We start from the raw sequence: 17,900 nt of genomic DNA on the forward strand, positions 1-17,900 counted from the left end.
CCCCAACGGTCGCTGACGGTCGTGGCGCGGCGGATCGCGGTCAGCGGGCGCGGGCCCCGTCGCGCATCCGCTCCGGGTCGATCTCCCGCTCCGGGAAGCGACGCAGGTACTCGGTCTCCAGCTGCGACATGCGGCGCGTGTGCTCGGCGAACGCCTGGTCGGAGGCGTGCCGGAGCGCGTCCATCCGCGTGTCGTACAGGCTGGCCAGCTCGCGGAACAGATCGTCCTCGCCGAGTTCGCTCGGTTCGACTCCCACCGTCGTCATGAGACTCCTCCTCATCGTTCCCCCGAACTGCCACCTACCCGGACGGCGGCGGGCGAACCGGCCGCCCCTTGCGCCCCGGCGGTGTGCCAACCTAGCGTTTGGTCATGACCGAGACGCTCGGGCCGCCGGTCGGCCATGTCCACTCCGCCGCTCTCCCCTGGGTCACCGCCGGGCCCGTCGGGCTGCAGGTCCTGCGGGTCTCCCCCGACACCTGGGTGGTGCGCAACCGGTTCCAGGCCGGATTCCGCCTCCCGAAGCACAAGCACACCGGCGGCGTGCACGCCTACACGTTCTCCGGACGCTGGCAGTACGCCGAGTACGGCATCGACTACGTGGCCGGGACGTTCATCTACGAGCCCCCCGGATCCATCCACACCCTGACGGTCCAGGAGGACAGCGACATCCTCTTCACCATCCAGGGCGCCTTCATCGAATTCGACGAGCAGGAGAACATCTCGGGAATCGTGGACGGCGAATCGACGCTGAACGCCTACTACGCACTGTGCGACGCCTCCGGGATACCCCGCCCCGAAGGCATCCTGCGGTGACCGTCCCGGCGGACTTCCCGGACGCCCATTTCGCGGACGGCCACCCGCACGCGCTCTACGAGGCCGTCCGCGCCCACGGCTCGCCGGTCCGGCACCCCGCCCTGCCGCTCTGGGTCGTCGGCACCTACGCCGAGGCGCACGCGGCCGCGGCCGACCCGGCGGCGTTCCGGTCCGGCGACGGCATCCTGATCCCCGAGATCGGGCACGCCTACGACGCGCCGCCGACGATCATGCACACCGACCCGCCGGACCACACCCGCTACCGCCGGCTGGTGGCGCCCGCGTTCCGGCCGCGGACGATGCGGGCGCTGGAAGGGCCCGTCCGGGACCGGGTCCGCGCGCTGCTCGCGGCCGGTCCCGCCGACGCGGTCGGCGACCTGGCGGTGCCGCTGCCGCTGCAGGTGATCTGCCTGCTGCTCGGCGTCCCCGAGGACGACTGGCCGCGCTTCCACGCCTGGTCCGAGGCGATCGTCCCCGGTGCCGCGCCGGGGCTGGACGACGCCGGACGCGACCGGCTGCGGGTCGAATGCGGCACCTACCTGGTCCGGACCGCGCACGAGCGCCGCGCCGCCCCGCGCGACGACGTGATCTCCCTGCTGGCGGGCGGCGACCGGCTGACCGACCTGGAGCTGGTGATGTTCCTGATCCAGCTGCTGGTCGCCGGGAACGAGACGACCCGGCACGCGATCTCGGGCGGCCTGCTGGCGTTCGCCGAACACCCCGGCCAGTGGGCCGCGCTGCGCGCGCGCTCAGGAGAGCTGCTGGACACGGCCGTCGCGGAGATCCTGCGCTGGACGTCCCCCGTCGTCTACTTCCTGCGGACCGCGACCCGCCCGGTGACGCTCGGCGGCGCGCGGATCGCCGCCGGGGAGAAGGTGATGCTGCTGTACGGGTCGGCGAACTTCGACCCGCTCGCCTACGGCCCGGACGCCGCGCGCTTCGACATCGCCCGCCCGGCCGAACCGGCCGGGATGGCGTTCGGGTTCGGGCCGCACTTCTGCCTGGGCGCGGCGCTCGCCCGCCTGGAGATCCGCGTCCTGCTGGAGGAGATGGCCGCCCGGTACGAGCGGATCGAGAAGGCGGGCGAGGCCGTCCACAACGGTTCCCCGGTCGTCACCGGCCTGCGCCGCGCCCCGCTGACCTTCAGTTAGGTTCCGGCGGCGGCGGGCAGAACACCGCGAGCGCCCCGGCGTGCTTGCCGAAGGCGACCGTGGAGCCCAGCGAGGAGACCTCCCCGTCGCGGGCCAGGCGCAGGTCGCCGTCCAGGGACTTCAGGTCCAGCGTGCCGCTCTTCCAGTGCCGGTAGCCGGGGGACAGGTGCAGGTGGCCGAGCAGGACGGCGGCGATGGCGCGGGCCTTCGGCGCGCGGTGCGAGTCGGTGACCATGCGGATGTCCAGGCGGCCGTCGTCGAGGTGGTCGCGCCAGGTCGGGGCGGGCCCGCGGGCGCCGTAGACGCAGTTGCCGACGAACCCGAGCCACACCCGGCGGGTCCGGCCGTCCACCACCATGTCGATCGGCTCGGAGTGCCGCAGCGTGCGGACTGCGGCGACGGCGAGCGCGGGCCACTTGCCGAGCCGGCCCTCCAGCCGCTCGCGGCGGTCCACCAGCTCGGTGTAGGCGCCGAAGCTGGCGGTGTTGAGGAACAGCCGCTCCCCGTCGCCCGGCGTGGTGACGAAGGCCACATCGGCGCGGCCGATGCAGCCCTGCCGGTAGGCGCGGACGGCGTCGGGCGGGTCGTCGATGCCGAGGGTGCGGGCGAAGTGGTTGAAGGTGCCGCCGGGGACGGGCAGCAGCGGCACCCGGTGCTTCATCGCGGCGCGGGCGCCCACGTTGATCGTGCCGTCGCCGCCGACGACCGCGAGCACCTCGGCGCGGCCGGCCGCCTCATCGATGATCTTCTCCAGGTCCTCGTCCGGCCCGGCCTGCACGATCTCGGCGCGCGGCAGCTCGCGCTCCAGCAGCGCGACGGCCAGCTCGGCCTTGCCGGGGATCAGCCTGGTCGCCCCCTCGCCGGCGTTGTCGCCCGAGCCGACGTTGACCACCGCGACCACGCCCACCCCGTCGTCGGTGACCGTGACGCGCTCGGTGGCGGTCCGGGTGACGTGCGCGGCGGGCGGCCGGGCGGGCCAGACCAGCCGGGTGCCGACGGCCGCGGCGGCGCCGATGCCGAGGCCGGCCAGCACGTCGCCGGGGTAGTGCGCGCCGGTGTAGACCCGGGCGAACGCGACGGCGGCGGCCGTCGCGGCGACCGGCACGGCCACGGCGGCCGGCGCCTCCAGCGCGACACCGGTCGCGAACGCCGCCGCCGACGCCGAGTGGCCCGACGGGAAGGCGTGCGAGGTCGGCAGCTTCCAGCGGATCCGGATCGGCGGGACCAGGTCCACCACCGGGCGCTTGCGGCGGAACGCCTGCTTGCCGAGGACGTTCACCGCCGGGCTGGCCACCGCGATCGCGAGCGTCCCGCGCAGCGCGGCGCGGCGCAGCCGGACCCGCCGGGTCGCCGCGAGCGCCAGGGCGGTGGAGAACCACAGCACCCCGTGGTCGGCCGAGCGCGACAGCCGCGGCAGCACGTACTCAAGGCCCGGCAGGCGGGCCGCCGCCACCTGGTCGAACGCCTTGCGGTCCAGGCGGCCGAGGCGGCGCAGCAGCGCCGGAGGGCGCCGCCGCCCGTCCGCCGGGCCGTGGTCGTCGGCGCGCCGCAGCCGCGCGCGCGCAGTCTTGATGTTCACCCCTGCGTCCAAGGTCCGCCGTCCGTCGTTGGCATGCATGACGGGGGGTATCCCCACCGACGTGGACATGATGCCGCGAAGATCTGGAATCGGGAGGGCACATGAGGGCGAACGTCCCTGACACAAGGCGGACTGCAATAGGCTTCCCGGCATGAGTCACCCGGAACGGCTCAGCACCTCGGGTGGCGAGCCTGTCGCCACGATCGCGGAGCCTCCTCGCATGAACGGGTCGGGCAACGAGTCCCTGGCCGAGTTCGCCGCCCGTCATGGCCTGACGCAGAGCGCGGCACGTCCCTCCCTACGCAAGTACGTGCAGGAGCTGTGGCAACGGCGCACGTTCATCTGGAACTTCGCGACCGCCAAGACCGCCTCGACCTACAGCGGGTCCCAGCTGGGCCAGCTGTGGCAGGTGCTCACCCCCCTGCTGAACGCCGGCGTCTACTACTTGATCTTCGGTGTGCTGGTCGGCACCAGCAAGGGGATCCACAACTACACGGCGTTCCTGATCACCGGGGTGTTCGTCTTCACCTTCACCCAGCGGTCGCTGACCGCCGGAGCCAAGGCGATCGGCGGAAACCTGTCCCTGATCAGGGCCCTGCACTTCCCGCGCGCCTCGCTGGTGTTCGCCAACGTGCTGATGGAGCTGCAGCAGCTGCTGATCTCCATGGTCGTGCTGGTCGTGATCGTGCTGCTCACCGGGGAGATGCCGACCCTGACCTGGCTGCTGATCCCGCCGCTGCTGATGCTGCAGCTGCTGTTCAACGTCGGGATCAGCCTGGCCATCGCCCGGCTCGGCGCGTTCGTCCGCGACATCCAGCAGCTGCTGCCGTTCATCACCCGGACCTGGCTGTACTTCTCCGGCGTCTTCTTCCTCATCCCGCAGATGGCGGCGAAGTTCGACCACAAGGGCTACCCGTGGGTCGGCAAGATCCTGGAGGCCAACCCCGGTGCGGTCTACATCGAGCTGATGCGCTCCTGCCTGATCGGCGACGTCTCCAAGTTCCCCATCAACCACGGCCTGCTGTGGACGTACGCGGTGCTGTGGGCCGTGGTGGCCTTCATCGGCGGGTTCTGGTACTTCTACCGTGCTGAGGAGAGGTACGGACGTGGCTAACAGCCTGAAGGAGAAGACCTCGTTGGCCGGGGCGCAGCCCGAAGTCGTCATCGACCCCGCCCGCGAACCGATCGTGGTCGTGGACGGGCTGCACATCGTCTACCGGGTGTACGGCGCCGGCAGCAAGGGCAGCGCCGCGAGCGCCCTGATGCGCATCGTCAAGCGCCAGAACCGGCCGCAGATGAAGGAGGTGCACGCCGTCAAGGGCGTGTCCTTCGTGGCCTACCGGGGCGACGCGATCGGCGTCGTCGGCACCAACGGGTCGGGCAAGTCGACGCTGCTCGCGGCGATCGCCGGCCTGCTGCCGCCCGCGCGCGGCGGCGTCTACACCGATGGCCAGCCGTCCCTGCTCGGCGTGAACGCGGCGCTGATGAAGGACCTGACGGGCTCGCGCAACATCATCCTCGGCTGCCTGGCGATGGGCCTCACGCAGGAGGAGACCAAGGCCAAGTACGACGAGATCGTCAAGTTCGCCGATCTCAAGCCGGGCTTCATCGACTACCCGATGAGCACCTACTCCTCCGGCATGGGCGCCCGGCTGCGGTTCGCGATCGCGGCGGCCCGCACGCACGACGTGATGCTGATCGACGAGGCGCTGGCCACCGGCGACGCCAAGTTCAAGCGGCGCAGCAAGGCCAAGATCGACGAGCTGCGCCAGGACGCCGGCGCGGTCTTCCTGGTCGCGCACAACCTCGACGTCATCGAGGAGACCTGCAACCGGGTCATCTGGCTCGACGACGGCCGGATGAAGATGGACGGCGACCCCGAAGAGGTCCTCGCCGCCTACACCAAGGCCACGGGCAAGTAGGCACGGGCGAGTAGTCCGGGTAGACCTCCTCGCTGGTAGGTATGGAGCGCGTATCCATCCGCCAGTCGAGGAGGTCTTTTTCATGGGCAAGCCGCCGCTTCCGTACGAGTTCCTGCCCGAGGCCGGGTCGTTCACCGTCACCAGCACCGACATCGCCGACGGGGAACGGCTCCCCGAGGAGCACGTCTTCGACGACTGGGGCTTCAGCGGCGGGAACCGGTCGCCGCAGCTGAGCTGGTCGGGGTTCCCCGCCGGGACCAAGAGCTTCGCGGTCACCTGCTTCGACCCCGACGCGCCGACCGGCAGCGGGTTCTGGCACTGGTCGCTGTTCGACGTCCCGGCCGACGTGACCGAGCTGGCGACCGGCGCCGGCACCGCCGACGCCAAGGTCGGCGTGCAGGCCCGCAACGACTACGGGACCAAGGCGTACGGCGGCGCCGCGCCGCCGCCGAACGGCCCGCACCGGTACGTGTTCGCCGTGCACGCGCTGGACGTGGAGTCGCTCGGGGTGGACGCGGACGCCTCGCCCGCCGTGGTGGGCTTCAACATCACCGCGCACACCCTGGCGCGCGCGCTGATCGTCCCGGTCTACGAGGTCTGATCGGTCCGGGCGGGCCGCCGTGCGGCGGCCCGCCCGTCCCGGCCGCTACTGCTGCCAGGGGCTCTACTTCTGCCAGGGGCTCTACTGCTGCCAGGGGAAGCGGTCGGCGAAGGCCGGCTTGAGGTCGTCCAGCCACACCGCCTCGGGATCGAACCTGGCGAAGAACGGCTTGCCCACCAGGTCGGCGTCGCGGCACTGGATCAGGTGCAGCGCGAAGACCTTCTCGCCCGCGATCTCCAGCACGCCGTCCACGCACACCTTGCCCGGCGTGGCCGACATCGACGGGCCGCGCACCGTGCGCGACAGGCCCGAGACGTTCTTGTAGGCGTCCCGGAAGACCTCGTACGCGCGCGCCAGCGGCACCGCGAAGTAGTCCTGCGGCCCGGTGTCACGCTCCACGAACATGTAGTACGGCACCATCCCCATCCGGGTCTGGGTGCGCCACATGCCCTCCCACACCGCCGGGTCGTCGTTGATCGAGCGGATCAGCGGCGCCTGGGTGCGGATGACGGCGCCGGTGTCGCGGATGCGGCGGACCGCCTCGGTGAGCACCAGCGGCTCCAGCTCCCGCGGGTGGGTGAAGTGCGCCATGAACGCCAGGTTCTTGCCCGACTCCACCACCTGCTCGAACATGCGCAGCATGGCGTCGGCGTCGGGGTCGGTGACGAACTTCTGCGGCCAGTACGCCAGCGACTTGGTGCCGATGCGGATGGACTCCAGCTGCTCCAGGTCCAGCAGCGGCTCCAGGTAGCGGCGCAGCACCGGCTCACCCATGATCATGGCGTCGCCGCCGGTGAACAGCACGCTGGTCACCTCGGGGTGGGCGAGCAGGTAGTCGCGCAGCTGCGCGGGCTCGTCGCCGGCCATCTTCAGGTCGGCCTCGCCGACGAACTGCGCCCAGCGGAAGCAGTACGTGCAGTAGGCGTGACACGTCTGCCCCTGCTTGGGGAAGTACAGCACGGTCTCGTCGTACTTGTGCTGCATGCCGGGGATCTTGCCGTCGCCGAAGCTGGGGATGTTCAGCTCCATCTGCCCGGCCGGGTGCGGGTTCAGCTTCATCCGCACCGCGTGCGCGGCCGCCTCGACCGCGGCCTTGGGGGCCTCGCGGCGCAGCAGGTCCGACAGGTGCGCCACGTCCGCGGCCGGCAGCATGTCCGGCTGCGGGAACACCAGGCGGTAGATGGGGTCGTCGGGCGCGGCCGACCAGTCGATGAGCTCCTCGATGACGTAGGCGTTCGTCCGGAACGGCAGGACGGTGGCGACCGCCCGGGTGGCGAGCTGCTGTTCGGGCGACAGACCGGCGCGAGCGGTGAGCTCGTCCAGGTGCTTCGCCGTGAAGGCGCGGAACTTGCGACCGGTGGATCGCATCGTGGGAGCCGCGTCGTTCACCATTGTCACGTGTCGGTACTCCTTGGAGTTCGGGGCGGGGAACACGCCGAGGACAGGGCATCACGGTCTGTGATCAGTTTGGCCCGGGACCCCCCCATTGAAGCGCCTGAAAACAGTACATGCCGACTAAGTACCCTTTTACCGGGGCAAAGATGCTGGTCAACTGGATTGTCCGGGCGGGCCGTGCGGTCCGCCGACGCGGCCCGCACCCATGACAACGATCACACGGTGTCAACGACACCCTTTTCCGGCGCCCACTTCGCAGCGTCGCCGCCCCGCCACCGTCCGCCCCGGCCTGGCACCCTCCGCACGCGTCCCTATGCTGGGGGCAGGACCGGCGATCGGAACGGAACCGTCGCGGGAGACGTCGGACATCAAGACAGGCAGCGGACGGGGGCACCGTCCCCGGCCGAGGCAGACGAGGAACGGAGCCGGATGCAGCGAGAGGACGGCCCGGGCAGGGCGCCGCTCATCGCCGCGCTGCTCGCCCTGATCGCGTCGGTCTCCTACGCCACGTTCCTGCTGGAGCACCTGCTCAGCCCGGCGCTGGACGTCGTCAACGGCTACGTCAGCGAGCTGTCGGCCGTCGACCAGCCCTACCACGCCGTCTACAGCGGCGGCGACTTCGTCACCGGGGTGCTGTCGATCATCGTGGCGGTCACCGCCCTCGCCACGCTGCGGCGGCGGCGCCTGGCGGTCGCCGGGTGGATCCTGCTCGCGCTGTTCGGCTTCTGCGCGATCGGCGACGCGATGTTCCCGCTCGACTGCGCGCCGAGCCTGGAGACCTGGTGCGCGCTGCGCGAGCGCGCCGAGCAGGTGTCGTTCTCGCACGAGTTCCACGCGGTCACCAGCGGCGCCGTCATCATCTTCGGGGTGGCCTCGATGCTCACCCTGTCGCTGGCCGCCCGCCGGTACGGCTGGTGGCCCGCGCTCGCCCGCTGGGGCTGGCTGCTCGCGGTGGTCGAGACGGTCGCGGCGGCCAGCACGCTGGTGGCGATGCTGCTCGGCCGCTGGCTCGGCATCATCCAGCGGGTCCAGATCTCCATCCTCTGCCTCGGCCTGCTGACCATCGCCTGGGCGCTGTACGCCGACCGGTCCGCCGGCCGCGACGCCCCCGCCGAGCCCACCCGCGAGAAGGCCGCGCCATGACCGGCCGCGGCGTCCCCAAGCGGCCGAACCCGCCGGTGACCGGCCCGGCCGCGGCCCGCCCGGGTGCCTATGCTTGACGTGACACCGGTGGCCGGAACGGAAACGTCATGCACGGCACCAGACCCCTGGGCGACGACACCCAGCCCCTGGAGATCGACAACGGGCCTGGGCGGGCGCCGCTGTTCGCCGCCGTCCTCGCCCTGGCCGCGGCGGTGGCCTACGGGACGTTCCCGCTGGAGCACCTGCTCAGCCCCGCGCTGGACTCCGTCAACGGGTACGTCAGCGAGCTCGCGGCCCTCGACCAGCCCCACCACCTCCTGTACGGCGGCGGTGACCTGCTCGCCGGGGCGCTGTCGGTCGTCGTCGCGGTCGTCGCGCTGGCCACGCTGCGGCGGCGGCGCCTGGCGGTCGCCGGGTGGGTCCTGCTCGCGCTGTTCGGGTGCAGCGCCGTCGGGGACGCGGTGTTCCCGATGAGCTGCGCCCCGAACCACGAGACCTGGTGCGCGCTGCGCGACCTGTCCGACCAGGTGCCGCTCGCCCAGCGCGTCCTGCACCCCTGCACCACCGGCGGCGTGATCGTCTTCGGGCTGGCCGCGCTCGCGACGCTGACGCTGGCCGCCCGCCGGTACGGCTGGTGGCCCGCGCTCGCCCGCTGGGGCTGGCCGCTCACCGCCGCCGAGTCGGCCGCGGCGGTCGCCACGCTGGCCACGATGGTCGCGGGCCGCTGGCCCGGCGTCGCCGAGCGGGTCCAGATCGGCGTCCTCTGCCTCGGCCTGCTGGCCATCGCCTGGGCCCTGTACGCCGAACCACAGCACGGAAAGGCCGCTGCATGACCGGGGAGATCGTGGAGGCCGGGGGCGAGCGGGTCAACGTGATGGAGGCGGGCCGGCCGGACGGGCCGCCGGTGCTGATCAGCCACGGCCTCGGCGGCGCCTGGTTCGACTGGCGCCACACCCTGGACCTGCTCGGCGACCGGTACCGCCTGATCATGTTCGACCGGCCCGGGCTCGGCCTCAGCCCGGCCGGGCGGACGCCGCCGAGCCTGCGCCGCGAGGTGGCGATCCTCACCGGCCTGGTCGCCCGGATCGGCGCGCCGGTGACGGTCGTGGCGCACTCGATCGCGGGCTTCCACGCCGAGGCGTTCGCCCGCCAGCACCCCGTGCTGGTCCACGGGCTCGTCCTCGCCGACCCCAGCTACGAGAGCGACCTGTGCCTGCCGAACCTGCGCTTCGCGGCGGCGGCCGCGCCGGTCGCGCAGGCCGCCGGGGCGGTCATCGGCGCCACCGGCGTCCCGCGGCTGCTCGGCCCGGCGGGCCGCCGGCTGGCGATGCGGTTCACCTCCCGGCAGGGCGACGACACCTCCGACGACGACGTGCGCGCGGTCTACGGGCGCGGCACGGTGATCGGCGCGATGATCGCCGAGGACGTGGCGTACCGCGAGATGGCCGCCGACCTGGCCGGGCTGCGCGAGCGGCTGCCGTTCCCGCCGGTCCCGCTGGTGGTGCTGACCGCGCTCGGCGACGTGCGCGGCGAGGACCGCCGCCGCGCCTGGGCCGAAGGGCACGCGCACCTGGCATCGATGTCCCCCGCCGGGCGGCAGGTCGTGCTGGAGGACTCGCTGCACATGGTGCAGATGGACCGTCCGGACGCGGTGGCGGACGCCGTCGCGAGCGTGGTGGGGAGTGCGGGATGAGCGTGCTGCGCGCCGGGCTGCTGGCGCTCGTGCTGGTGGTGGCGCTGAGCGGCTGCGAGGTGATGCAGCGCATCTCCGAGGGCGCCTACCGCAACGCCGTGACCGACGGCACCATCGCCGAGCTGAAGCAGCGCGGCGTCCGGCTCGCCGGGCGGCCCGCCTGCCAGATGCCCGAGGAGCTGCCGGGCGAGCGGATGCGCATCTCCTGCACCGCCGCCACCGTGGACGGCGCCCCGGTCACGGTGGCCGGGACGGCGAGCGAGGTGGAGTCCGAGCGGCCGCGCGAGCTGTACGTGATCACCGTGGGGGGACGCGAGGCGGTGCGCCAGGACTGCCTCGGGCTCGGCTGCCGGCACCGCAACCCCGCCGCCCCCTGATCATGTAAGGAATCCGTCCGCGACACGGAAAACCCGTCTCCCGCCGCGCGTGGCCCGGGCATTCTCGGGTGATGTGACCGCTGTGAAGCTCACCCGTACCAAAGCCCTGATCCTGGGCATCGCGACCATCCTGGTGGCGGGTCTCGCCGCCGCCGTCGCCTACCTCACCGTGGGGAGCGACAAGGAACTGCACTACGAGACCCAGCGGCAGCTGCGCAACGGCCTGCCGTCCGCCGCCACCGCCGAGCTGCAGCGCCGCGGCATCACCCTGGAGGGCGGCCTGACCTGCCAGGACGTCCCCGGCTGGAACAAGGAGAAGATGCGCGCCTCGTGCACCGGCCGCACCGCCGACAACAAGAGCGTGCAGGTGCTCGGGTCGGGCGAGGAGGCCACGCGGAAGCAGTGGTACACCATCCTCGTCGACGGCGGCCCGGTGGTGCAGAACGCCCGCTGCCTGGGGACCGATTGCCGGCGCAAGGACTGACCTGCCCAAAGGACGACCTACGATTCGGTTGAGCCGCGCGCCGTGCGGCCGACCTCGTCCGTCCGCCCGCAGGAGTCGCCATGGCCCGCCCCGCCGCACCGGTGGCCGTGGACACCATGGGCGGCGACCACGCCCCCGAGGAGGTCGTCGCCGGGGCGGTGGGCGCGGTGCGCGAGCACGGCGTCCGGCTGATCCTGGTCGGGCAGGCGCCGCGGATCCGGGCCGAGCTGGACCGGCACGGCATCGCCGGCGAGATCCCCATCGTGCACGCCGACGAGGCGCTGGACATGGGCGAGGGCGCCCTGGCCAGCTGGCGCAAGCCGCGCTCGTCCATCGCCATCGCCTGCCATCTGATCAAGCAGGGGCGGGCGTCGGCGCTGGTGTCGGCGGGCAGCACCGCCGGGGTGGTGGCCACCTCGCGGCTGCGGCTGAAGGGCCAGCAGGGCGTGCTGCGCCCGGCGATCGCGGTGACGCTGCCGACCGAGCCGCGCCCGACGGTGCTGCTGGACGCGGGCGCGACCGCCGACGTCAAGCCCGAGACGCTGGTGCAGTTCGCCGCGCTCGGCACCGCCTACGCCCAGGTCCGCCTCGGCCTGGCCAAGCCCCGGGTCGGGCTGCTGACGATCGGCGCCGAGCCGGGCAAGGGCAACAAGGTCACCCGGCGCGCGCACGAACTGCTGGCGTCGGGGCAGCACGGCGTGGAGTTCGCCGGGAACGTGGAGGGCCACGACCTGCTGCGCGGCACCGTGGACGTCGTGGTCACCGACGGGTTCACCGGGAACGTGGCGCTGAAGACGATGGAGGGCACCGTCCGGATGGCGTTCGCGGAGATGCGGTCGGCGATGACGGCGTCCCCCGCCGCCAAGGTCGGCGCGCTGCTGCAGCGCCGCCGGCTGCAGGCGCTGCGCGACCGGTTCGACTCCGACACCTACGGCGGCGGCGTGCTGCTCGGCCTGAACGGCACCGTGGTCATCGCGCACGGCGCGGCGCAGGCCCGCGCGATCACCTCGGCGTGCCTGCTCGCCCACGAGCTGGCGGCCGGGCGGATCGTGGACCGCATCCGCGAGCAGGTCGCCGCGACCCGCACCTCCCGGTTCGGCCGCTGGACGCACAACGACCGCGAGGGCGACAAGCAGGACAGGCCGGCGGACAAGCCGGCGGACCGGCCCGCCGAGGAGGCCCCGCCGGCCGCCGCCCCGCCGCCGGTCGTCCGGCCGACCCCCGAGGCGGCCGACCGGCTCGCCGAGGCCGCGCCGGAGCCGCCCGCCGACTCCTGAGGGTTGCCGCCGGCGATCACGGGGAAGATCCCCGGGACGGGGGCATGGTGACGGATGCACAGGCGACCCCTGCGGGCGGCCTGACCGCGGCGCAGGTGGCGCGGCGGGTCGCGGCCGGGCAGGTCAACGACGTGCCGCGGCGCAGCAGCCGGTCGGTCGGCGAGATCGTCCGGGCGAACGTGCTCACCCGCTTCAACGCGCTGATCGGCACCCTGTTCGTGCTCGTCATGATCTTCGGCGCGTGGCAGGACGGGCTGTTCGGCGGCATCATCGTCGCCAACTCCGCGATCGGCATCGTGCAGGAGGTGCGGGCCAAGCGCACCCTGGACCGGCTCGCCGTCATCGGCGAGACGCCCGTCACCGTCCGCCGCGACGGCGCCGACGCCGAGGTGGCCCAGCAGCAGGTGGTGCTCGGCGACCTGATCCTGCTCGGCACCGGCGACCGGATCGTGGTGGACGGCGCGGTCGCGGACTCGCGCGGCCTGGAGGTCGACGAGTCGCTGCTGACCGGCGAGGCCGACCCGGTGCGCAAGGCGCCCGGCGACCCGGTCCAGTCGGGCAGCTTCGTGGTGGCCGGCAGCGGCGGCTTCGTCGCCGCGAAGGTCGGCCGGGACGCCTACGCCGCCCGGCTGGTGGAGGAGGCGAGCCGGTTCACGCTGTCGCACTCGGAGCTGATGTCGGGCATCAACCGGTTCCTGGTCTACGTCACCTGGCTGATCGTGCCGATCGCGATCCTGCTGTTCGCCAGCCAGTTCGGCGCGACGGGCGGCGTCGGGAACGCGGTCGTCGGCGCGGTCGCGGGCGTCGTCACGATGATCCCCGAGGGGCTGGTGCTGATGACCAGCATCGCGTTCGCGGTCGGCGTCGTCCGGCTCGGGCGGCGCCGCTGCCTGGTGCAGGAGCTGCCCGCGATCGAGGGCCTGGCCCGCGTGGACGTCCTCTGCGTCGACAAGACCGGCACGCTCACCGAGCCCGGCATGGACCTGGACGAGGTGGTCGTGCTGTCGGACGCGCTGCCGGGCCGGCGGGCGCTCGCCGCCCTGGCCGCCGCCGACGACGACCCGAACGCGACCATGCGGGCCGTCCAGGAGGGGCTGGCCGATCCCGACCCGGGCTGGAAGGCCACCGGCACGGTGCCGTTCTCCTCGGCCCGCAAGTGGAGCGGCACCGAGTTCGACGGGAACGGCTCCTGGGTGTTCGGCGCGCCCGACGTGCTGCTCGCCGCCGGCGACCCGGCCCGCGCGCGGGCCGAGGAGATCGGCGCCACCGGGCTGCGCGTGCTCGCCCTGGCGCGGGTGCCGGACGGCTCGCTCGCCGCGCCGGACGCGCTCGGCGGCGCGGAGCCGGCGGCGCTGGTGGCGCTGCGCCAGCGCGTCCGGCCCGAGGCCGCCGCCACCTTGCGCTACTTCGCCGAGCAGCGCGTCCAGGTCAAGGTCATCTCCGGCGACAACCCGGCGTCGGTCGGCGCGATCGCCCGCGCCCTGGACCTGCCCGGCGCCGGCCACCCGGTGGACGCCCGCAGCCTGCCCGAGGACACCGCCGAACTGGCCGAGGCCATGGAGCGCAACTCGGTGTTCGGGCGGGTGGGCCCGCAGCAGAAGCGCGCGATGGTCAAGGCGCTGCAGGCCAAGGGGCACACGGTCGCGATGACCGGCGACGGCGTCAACGACGTCCTCGCCCTCAAGGACGCCGACCTCGGCGTGGCGATGGGCTCGGGGTCGGGCGCCACCCGCGCCGTCGCGCAGGTCGTCCTGCTGGACAACAGCTTCGCCACCCTGCCCTCGGTCGTCGCCGAGGGCCGCCGGGTGCTCGGCAACATCGAGCGGGTGGCGAACCTGTTCCTGACCAAGACGGTCTACTCGATCATCCTGGCGGTGCTGGTCGGCCTGGTGCACATCCGCTTCCCGTTCCTGCCGCGCCACCTCACCCTGATCAGCAGCCTCACCATCGGCGTCCCGGCGTTCTTCCTCGCCCTCGCGCCGAACTCCGAGCGGGCCCGGACGGGCTTCGTCCCGCGGGTGCTGCGGTTCGCGATCCCGGCGGGCATCGCCTGCGGCGTCGCCACCTTCGCCGGGTACCGGCTGGCGGCCGCCAACCCCGCCACCGCGTTCGAGGAGGACAGCACGACCGCGACCCTCGCCCTGTTCGCGCTGGCCCTGTGGGTGCTGCTGCTGATCGCGCGGCCGTGGAACTGGTGGCGGCTCGGCCTGGTCGCGGCGATGGGCGCGGCGTTCCTGGTCGTCCTGGCGGTGCCATGGCTGCGGCACTTCTTCGCGCTGCGGCCCGACAACCTGCGCAACGACGTCATCGCGCTGGCCATCTCGGCGGTGGCGGGGGTGCTGCTCGTGCTCGTCCTGCGCTGGGACGCCCGTTTCGGCCGCGCCCAGGGCAGATAATCGACCTGCCCAGCGTCCCGGCGCCGATAACCTTGGACCATGCCCGATCCGCAACTCGTACTCGCCACCCGTGTCCAGGACGCGCTGAGCGCCGCCTTCGGACCGTCGTACGCGAACACCGACCCGGTCATCCGGCCGTCGCAGTTCGCCGACCTGCAGGCCAACGTGGCCCTGCCGCTGGCCAAGCGGCTCCAGCAGGAGCGAGGCGAGAAGCAGAACCCGCGATCGGTCGCCGAGGAGATCCTGGCGCACCTGGACGTCGCCGACGTCGCCTCCGGCGTCGAGGTCAGCGGCCCGGGCTTCATCAACTTCACCTTCGACGACGCGTGGATCGCCGCGCAGGCCCAGGCGCTGCTGGCCGACAAGCGGCTCGGCGTGCCGCGCGCCGAGCACCCGCAGCGGGTCGTGGTCGAGTACTCCTCGCCCAACGTGGCCAAGGAGATGCACGTCGGCCACCTGCGCACCACGATCGTCGGCGACGCGATCGCGCGGATCCTGGACTTCCTCGGCCACGAGGTGATCCGCGACAACCACGTCGGCGACTGGGGCACCCCGTTCGGCATGCTCATCGAGCACCTGCTGGACCTCGGCGAGGACGCCGCCGCCCGCGACGACTCCTCCGTCAGCGACCTCACCGCCTTCTACCAGGCCGCCCGGCAGAAGTTCGACGGCGACGAGGCGTTCGCCGTCCGGTCCCGCAACCGGGTGGTGGCGCTGCAGGCCGGCGACCCCGAGACGATCCGGCTCTGGACGGTCCTGGTCGAGGCGTCCAAGCGCTACTTCAACACCGTCTACGAGCGGCTCGGCATCTCCCTCACCGACGACGACATCAAGGGCGAGAGCTTCTACAACGACCTGCTCGCCCCGACCGTCCAAGAGCTGGAGGACAAGGGCATCGCCGTCGTCAGCGACGGCGCGCTCTGCGCGTTCCCGCCCGGCTTCACCGGCCGCGAGGGCGAGCCGCTGCCGGTCATCATCCGCAAGCGCGACGGCGGCTACAACTACTCCACCAGCGACCTGGCCACGATCCGGTACCGGGTCGACACCGAGCACGTCGACCGGATGATCTACGTGGTGGGCGCGCCGCAGGCGCTGCACTTCCAGATGGTCTTCGCGGTCGCCCGGATGGCCGGCTGGCTGAACGAGGGCGTGCGGGCCGAGCACGCCCAGATCGGCAACGTCCTCGGCACCGACGGCAAGATCCTGCGCACCCGCGCGGGCGGCACCGTCAAGCTCGCCGAGCTGCTGGACGAGGCCGTGCAGCGGGCCGGCCAGGAGTTCGACGCGATCGAGCGCGACACCCCGTTCGACGAGGCCACCCGCGCCGACATCGTGGAGAAGGTCGGGATCGGCGCGGTCAAGTACGCCGACCTGTCGGTGTCGCTGGACAGCGAGTACATCTTCGACTTCGACCGGATGATCGCCTTCAAGGGCAACACCGGCCCCTACCTGCAGTACGCCACCGCGCGGATCCGCTCGATCTTCCGCAGGGCGGGGGTGGCGCCGGAGTCGGCGACCGGCCGCATCGTCCTCGGCGAGCCCGCCGAGCGGGCGCTGGCGCTGCAGCTGCTGAGCTTCGGCGCGGTGCTGGAGCAGGCCGGGGAGGCCGCCGAGCCGCACAAGCTCGCCGGGTTCGTCTACGCGGTCGCCGACGCGTTCACCACGTTCTTCGAGAACTGCCCGGTGCTGAAGGCCCCCGACGAGGCCACCCGCGACTCGCGGCTGGCGCTCTGCGCGGCGACGCTCGGCGTCCTGACCACCGGGCTGGACCTGCTCGGCGTGCCGGTGCCCGAACGCATGTAGCGGAACCGGCCGGGGCCGGCCCGCCGGGAACGCCCGGCGGGCCGGCCCTTTCGCTCACTGCAGGACCGGCCGGCGCCCGCGGGCCGACGCGGCGCGCTCCCGGGCGACCCGCTCGCGCACCGCCGGGACGATCTCCAGCGCGAACGTGCCGAGCCGGTCGGGGTCGCCGGCGTACAGGAACGAGTCGATGCCGTAGCCGAGGGCCAGCATGCTCATCTCCTCGACCCACTGCTCGACCGGCCCGTACAGGAAGCCGCGCGAGCCGCTCTCGTCGATCCGGCCGTGCAGCTGGTAGATCCGGCGCAGCTCCGCCGGGTGCCGCTCGGCCTGCAGCGCGGCCTCGTCCAGGCGCCGCAGTGCCGCGGCGAGCCGGTGCGGCGGGACGAACCGCGTCGTGCCGACCCAGCCGTCGGCGATCCGGCCGGCCACCTCCAGCGAGCGCGGCCCCGACACCCCGAGCCAGATCCCGATCGGGTGCGCGGGCACCGGGCCGGGCACCGCGCCCTCCAGCCGGTACTGCCCGCGGTCGTGGTCCAGCCCGTGCTGCCCGCTCCACAGCATCCGGATGATCTGCACCGCCTCGGCGAGCGCCTCGCGGGCCTCGCCGGTCCGCAGCCGCGGGCCGCCGTAGGAGGCGATGCCGTCGGGCGACCCGCCGGCGCCGAGCCCGAGCTCGACCCGGCCGCCGCTCAGCACGTCCAGGCCGGCCATCGTCTTGGCCAGCGCCGCGGGCGGGCGGAGCGGCAGGCACGCCACCGCCGGGAACACCCGCACCCGGCGGGTCACCGCGAGGACGGTGCCCATCACCGCGAGCATGTCGACGTGGTCGTGCAGGTAGGGCTGGTCCTGGATGCCGATGAGGTCCAGCCCGTAACGGTCGGCCTCCTGGGCGATCTCGACCAGCGGCGCCCCGGCCTCGGGGGGCAGGAAGAGGCCGAAGCGCAGCGGCCATCCGTGATCCACCATGGCTACTGCAGGTAGCCTTCGACCTCGCCGGCCGGGCGGACCTGCGCCTCGGCCGGGTTCTCCCCCGCGTCCTTGCGGGCGCGGCGCTGCCGCAGCAGGTCCCAGCACTGGTCCAGCGCGACCTCGACCCGCCGCAGCCGCTCCTGCTCCTCGGCCTGCGACAGCTCGCCCCGCTGCAGCCGGCCGCGGAGCTCCTGCTCCTCGGCGACATAGTCGTTGATCTTCGTCAGGATCTGCTCGTCGTCCATGGACCCTCCCGCTGGATGGTGGCCTCCGAAAGAGCCCCGTTCCCGCATGGGG

Annotated in this window: 17 protein-coding genes and 1 pseudogene; 13 read left to right on the top strand and 5 right to left on the bottom strand. The window is 73.0% G+C overall.

Going from position 1 to position 17,900, the window contains the following annotated elements:
• Positions 1 to 40: 40 nt before the first annotated feature.
• Positions 41 to 265: a DUF6158 family protein gene (locus tag ACRB68_RS11405; protein WP_153532027.1), complete on the bottom strand. Its 225-nt coding sequence runs from the start codon at positions 263 to 265 to the stop codon at positions 41 to 43.
• A gap of 104 nt (positions 266 to 369) precedes the next feature.
• Here ACRB68_RS11405 and ACRB68_RS11410 point away from each other — a divergent pair, with 104 nt between their 5' ends.
• Together ACRB68_RS11410 and ACRB68_RS42010 are read left to right on the top strand one after the other, a co-directional pair.
• Entirely contained in the window at positions 370 to 813 is a 444-nt protein-coding gene (locus ACRB68_RS11410) for a 2,4'-dihydroxyacetophenone dioxygenase family protein (RefSeq protein ID WP_153532028.1), read from the top strand.
• Positions 810 to 1,964 (top strand): cytochrome P450, encoded by a 1,155-nt coding sequence (locus ACRB68_RS42010; RefSeq protein ID WP_153532029.1) that lies wholly within the window; start codon positions 810 to 812, stop codon positions 1,962 to 1,964. Before ACRB68_RS11410 ends, ACRB68_RS42010 begins: the two co-directional genes overlap by 4 nt.
• Here the strand turns inward: ACRB68_RS42010 and ACRB68_RS11420 are convergent.
• Positions 1,957 to 3,543: a bifunctional phosphatase PAP2/diacylglycerol kinase family protein gene (locus tag ACRB68_RS11420; protein WP_328594043.1), complete on the bottom strand. Its 1,587-nt coding sequence runs from the start codon at positions 3,541 to 3,543 to the stop codon at positions 1,957 to 1,959. The two genes, ACRB68_RS42010 and ACRB68_RS11420, sit on opposite strands and share 8 nt — an antisense overlap.
• Before the next feature lie 151 nt (positions 3,544 to 3,694).
• On the opposite strand from ACRB68_RS11420, the gene ACRB68_RS11425 reads away from it, so the two are divergent.
• The 3 genes from ACRB68_RS11425 (at position 3,695) to ACRB68_RS11435 (ending at position 6,066) form a co-directional block, all read left to right on the top strand.
• Positions 3,695 to 4,657, top strand: coding sequence for an ABC transporter permease (locus tag ACRB68_RS11425; RefSeq protein WP_153532031.1), 963 nt, complete (start codon positions 3,695 to 3,697; stop codon positions 4,655 to 4,657).
• A 22-nt stretch (positions 4,658 to 4,679) separates the two neighbouring features.
• Positions 4,680 to 5,465 (top strand): ABC transporter ATP-binding protein, encoded by a 786-nt coding sequence (locus ACRB68_RS11430; protein WP_153532565.1) that lies wholly within the window; start codon positions 4,680 to 4,682, stop codon positions 5,463 to 5,465.
• Positions 5,466 to 5,547: 82 nt separating this feature from the next.
• Positions 5,548 to 6,066 (top strand): YbhB/YbcL family Raf kinase inhibitor-like protein, encoded by a 519-nt coding sequence (locus tag ACRB68_RS11435; protein WP_153532032.1) that lies wholly within the window; start codon positions 5,548 to 5,550, stop codon positions 6,064 to 6,066.
• Between the two features lie 81 nt (positions 6,067 to 6,147).
• Here the strand turns inward: ACRB68_RS11435 and ACRB68_RS11440 are convergent, their stop codons facing one another.
• Positions 6,148 to 7,458 carry a KamA family radical SAM protein gene (locus tag ACRB68_RS11440; RefSeq protein WP_153532566.1) on the bottom strand — a complete coding sequence of 437 codons (1,311 nt, stop codon included), beginning with the start codon at positions 7,456 to 7,458 and terminating at the stop codon, positions 6,148 to 6,150.
• Positions 7,459 to 7,890: 432 nt separating this feature from the next.
• Here ACRB68_RS11440 and ACRB68_RS11445 point away from each other — a divergent pair, with 432 nt between their 5' ends.
• The 8 genes and pseudogenes from ACRB68_RS11445 to argS all read left to right on the top strand — a co-directional run bounded on the left by ACRB68_RS11445 (position 7,891) and on the right by argS (position 16,634).
• Positions 7,891 to 8,604, top strand: a complete 714-nt coding sequence (locus tag ACRB68_RS11445; RefSeq protein WP_153532033.1) for a DUF998 domain-containing protein — start codon at positions 7,891 to 7,893, stop codon at positions 8,602 to 8,604.
• Positions 8,605 to 8,711: 107 nt separating this feature from the next.
• Positions 8,712 to 9,437 carry a DUF998 domain-containing protein gene (locus ACRB68_RS11450; RefSeq protein ID WP_153532034.1) on the top strand — a complete coding sequence of 242 codons (726 nt, stop codon included), beginning with the start codon at positions 8,712 to 8,714 and terminating at the stop codon, positions 9,435 to 9,437.
• Positions 9,434 to 10,297, top strand: coding sequence for an alpha/beta hydrolase (locus tag ACRB68_RS11455; RefSeq protein ID WP_153532035.1), 864 nt, complete (start codon positions 9,434 to 9,436; stop codon positions 10,295 to 10,297). The genes ACRB68_RS11450 and ACRB68_RS11455 overlap by 4 nt, the downstream gene beginning before the upstream one ends.
• The gene (locus ACRB68_RS11460) at positions 10,294 to 10,674 is read left to right on the top strand and encodes a hypothetical protein (RefSeq protein ID WP_153532036.1); all 381 of its coding nucleotides are present in this window, start codon (positions 10,294 to 10,296) and stop codon (positions 10,672 to 10,674) included. Before ACRB68_RS11455 ends, ACRB68_RS11460 begins: the two co-directional genes overlap by 4 nt.
• A 73-nt stretch (positions 10,675 to 10,747) precedes the next feature.
• Complete coding sequence (locus tag ACRB68_RS11465) at positions 10,748 to 11,158, top strand: hypothetical protein (RefSeq protein ID WP_328594045.1); 411 nt, start codon at positions 10,748 to 10,750, stop codon at positions 11,156 to 11,158.
• An 80-nt stretch (positions 11,159 to 11,238) separates the two neighbouring features.
• Positions 11,239 to 12,270 (top strand): annotated as a pseudogene (gene plsX, locus ACRB68_RS11470) (phosphate acyltransferase PlsX); the annotation flags it as partial.
• A gap of 209 nt (positions 12,271 to 12,479) precedes the next feature.
• On the top strand, positions 12,480 to 14,831 hold the full coding sequence (locus tag ACRB68_RS11475) for an HAD-IC family P-type ATPase (RefSeq protein ID WP_153532038.1): 2,352 nt from the start codon (positions 12,480 to 12,482) through the stop codon (positions 14,829 to 14,831).
• Positions 14,832 to 14,870: 39 nt separating this feature from the next.
• Positions 14,871 to 16,634, top strand: a complete 1,764-nt coding sequence (argS, locus tag ACRB68_RS11480; protein WP_153532039.1) for an arginine--tRNA ligase — start codon at positions 14,871 to 14,873, stop codon at positions 16,632 to 16,634.
• A gap of 54 nt (positions 16,635 to 16,688) precedes the next feature.
• Here argS and ACRB68_RS11485 read toward each other — a convergent pair whose 3' ends face one another.
• Both ACRB68_RS11485 and ACRB68_RS11490 read right to left on the bottom strand, forming a co-directional pair.
• Entirely contained in the window at positions 16,689 to 17,600 is a 912-nt protein-coding gene (locus ACRB68_RS11485) for an LLM class flavin-dependent oxidoreductase (RefSeq protein WP_153532040.1), read from the bottom strand.
• Between the two features lie 2 nt (positions 17,601 to 17,602).
• Complete coding sequence (locus ACRB68_RS11490; RefSeq protein WP_153532041.1) at positions 17,603 to 17,848, bottom strand: DUF2630 family protein; 246 nt, start codon at positions 17,846 to 17,848, stop codon at positions 17,603 to 17,605.
• Positions 17,849 to 17,900 lie beyond the last annotated feature (52 nt).

Source organism: Actinomadura macrotermitis, from assembly GCF_009604375.1.
Classification (GTDB): domain Bacteria; phylum Actinomycetota; class Actinomycetes; order Streptosporangiales; family Streptosporangiaceae; genus Spirillospora; species Spirillospora macrotermitis.

What these genes read in the sequence shown, in the direction of transcription:
- ACRB68_RS11405 (WP_153532027.1), bottom strand. Translation starts at nt 265, where the DNA reads ATGACGACGGTGGGAGTCGAACCGAGCGAACTCGGCGAGGACGATCTG.
- ACRB68_RS11410 (WP_153532028.1), top strand. Translation starts at nt 370, where the DNA reads ATGACCGAGACGCTCGGGCCGCCGGTCGGCCATGTCCACTCCGCCGCT.
- ACRB68_RS11425 (WP_153532031.1), top strand. Translation starts at nt 3,695, where the DNA reads ATGAGTCACCCGGAACGGCTCAGCACCTCGGGTGGCGAGCCTGTCGCC.
- ACRB68_RS11435 (WP_153532032.1), top strand. Translation starts at nt 5,548, where the DNA reads ATGGGCAAGCCGCCGCTTCCGTACGAGTTCCTGCCCGAGGCCGGGTCG.
- ACRB68_RS11440 (WP_153532566.1), bottom strand. Translation starts at nt 7,458, where the DNA reads ATGGTGAACGACGCGGCTCCCACGATGCGATCCACCGGTCGCAAGTTC.
- ACRB68_RS11445 (WP_153532033.1), top strand. Translation starts at nt 7,891, where the DNA reads ATGCAGCGAGAGGACGGCCCGGGCAGGGCGCCGCTCATCGCCGCGCTG.
- ACRB68_RS11450 (WP_153532034.1), top strand. Translation starts at nt 8,712, where the DNA reads ATGCACGGCACCAGACCCCTGGGCGACGACACCCAGCCCCTGGAGATC.
- ACRB68_RS11455 (WP_153532035.1), top strand. Translation starts at nt 9,434, where the DNA reads ATGACCGGGGAGATCGTGGAGGCCGGGGGCGAGCGGGTCAACGTGATG.
- ACRB68_RS11460 (WP_153532036.1), top strand. Translation starts at nt 10,294, where the DNA reads ATGAGCGTGCTGCGCGCCGGGCTGCTGGCGCTCGTGCTGGTGGTGGCG.
- ACRB68_RS11475 (WP_153532038.1), top strand. Translation starts at nt 12,480, where the DNA reads ATGGTGACGGATGCACAGGCGACCCCTGCGGGCGGCCTGACCGCGGCG.
- argS (WP_153532039.1), top strand. Translation starts at nt 14,871, where the DNA reads ATGCCCGATCCGCAACTCGTACTCGCCACCCGTGTCCAGGACGCGCTG.
- ACRB68_RS11485 (WP_153532040.1), bottom strand. Translation starts at nt 17,600, where the DNA reads ATGGTGGATCACGGATGGCCGCTGCGCTTCGGCCTCTTCCTGCCCCCC.
- ACRB68_RS11490 (WP_153532041.1), bottom strand. Translation starts at nt 17,848, where the DNA reads ATGGACGACGAGCAGATCCTGACGAAGATCAACGACTATGTCGCCGAG.